We start from the raw sequence: 1,771 nt of genomic DNA, 5'->3' as shown, positions 1-1,771 counted from the left end.
GACCGCGACCGGAGAGGGCAGTCGCGGTCGGTGACCGCTCCCACGTCGGGGATGCCTCCCCTGACGACACCGCCGCCATCATCTACACCTCCGGCACCACCGGCCTGCCCAAGGGCGCGATGATCACCCATGGCAACATCCTCTTCAACATCAGCGCCACCATCGCCGGCCATGGCTTCCGCCCCGATGACATTCATCTGCTGATCGTCCCGCTGTTCCACGTGACCGGGCTCAACACGATCATGCCCACGGCGTTCTACCAGGGCGCCACGCTCGTGGTGTCGGGCGATCCCAGCCCGACCAGCCTGTTGGACCTGATCGAGCGCCACCACTGCACGACGGTCTTCACCGTACCCACGACGACGATCCTGCTGGCGCAGACTCCCGGCGTCGAGAACTACCCGCTGGCCAGCCTGCGCCTGATCGCCTATTCCGGGGCGCCCATGCCCGTGCGGGCCATCCAGCGCCTGCGCGAGCTGTTCCCCGGCAAGCTCCTGCACAACTTCTTCGGCCTGACCGAGACCACGTCATGCACCAGCGTCCTGCCCGATGGCCAGGCCCTGGAGCGTCCCGAGTCCATCGGCCGGGTCGTGCCCGGGCTCGAGGCGAAGATCGTAGATGACGCGGGGAGCACCCTCCCGCCCGGCGAGGTCGGCGAGTTGCTCATCCGGGGCCCGAGCATCGTGAAGGGCTACTACAACCGCCCGGACGCCACGGCGGAAGCCATCGTGGACGGCTGGCTGCACACCGGCGACACGGCCTTCATGGATGACGAGGGCTACATCTTCCTGCAGGGCCGCAAGAAGGAGATGATCATCGTCGCCGGGGAGAATGTGTACCCCGTCGAGGTGGAGAATGTGCTGACGCGGCACCCGGCAGTCGCCGAGGCCGCCGCCATTGGCATCCCGCACAGCATCTTCGGTGAAGTCGTCAAGGCTGTCGTCGTCCTGCGCCCCGGCCACGAGGCCACCGTCCGCGACCTGAAGCGCCACTGCACGGAGCAACTGGCGGGCTTCAAGGTCCCGCAGGCCTTCGAGTTCCGCGACGCGCTCCCGCGCAACCCGTCGGGGAAGGTCGTGAAGCGGGAGCTGAAGTAGGGGTCTGTCGCCGTGAGGCCGGCGCAGCCGGTCTCGAAGGGGGCTGACCCCGCCATCGTCACCTGGCAGACACGGGGACAGCCCCTTGCGGGGACAGTCCCCTACCACCCGTAACATGGAACACAACATCCGCCTCCTCAACCTACCCACGCCTGATGACATCGCCCGCGAGATGGCGCGGCTTGGCTGCGACCCCACCGGCGTGCGGATCATGGCGCCCAAGGCCCAGACACTGCTCGTGCGCATCGAGGGCGTGCGCGGCAAGGCCGCCGCCATTCTCAAGCAGGCGCTGCTCAGCGTCGGCGGCGATCTGTGCGTGTCCCGCGAGGTCGCGGCCTTTGACGACACCCCGCGCCCGGTGCTCATCATCGGCGATGCCCGACACCTCGCCCGCGTCCGGGAGCGCCTGCCTGGCGAGCCGTTCGGCCTGCGCCAGATCGGCGCAGAGATCGAGGAGGCCCTGCGGCGCTGGGGCGCCGCGGCGTCGCCGGTCCGCTGTGGCGAGGGCGAGTTGACCTTCGACCACCCGCGCGTCATGGGCATCATCAACGCCACGCCGGACTCGTTCTCGGGGGATGGCCTGATCGCCGTGGGAGCGGTCACCGACCGCGATGCCGTGGTGGGAACACCGGCTGCCAGCGGGCACGCCGTCGCGGTCGGTGACCGCTCCCACG

General features: G+C 69.2%; 2 protein-coding genes. Both read left to right on the top strand.

Translation table 11 applies throughout. The features are described 5' to 3' along the window. Positions 1–1,097 (top strand): AMP-binding protein (locus LLH23_18945; protein MCE5240542.1); only part of this gene is annotated, 1,097 nt, incomplete at its 5' end. A 115-nt stretch (positions 1,098–1,212) separates the two neighbouring features. Beyond that, a partial coding sequence (locus LLH23_18940; GenBank protein ID MCE5240541.1) for a hypothetical protein occupies positions 1,213–1,771 on the top strand: 559 nt, incomplete at its 3' end.

The sequence above is a fragment of the bacterium genome (assembly GCA_021372615.1).
In the GTDB taxonomy this organism is placed as follows: Bacteria; Armatimonadota; Zipacnadia; order Zipacnadales; family UBA11051; genus JAJFUB01.
This window is presented reverse-complemented; position numbering and strand designations above follow the sequence as displayed.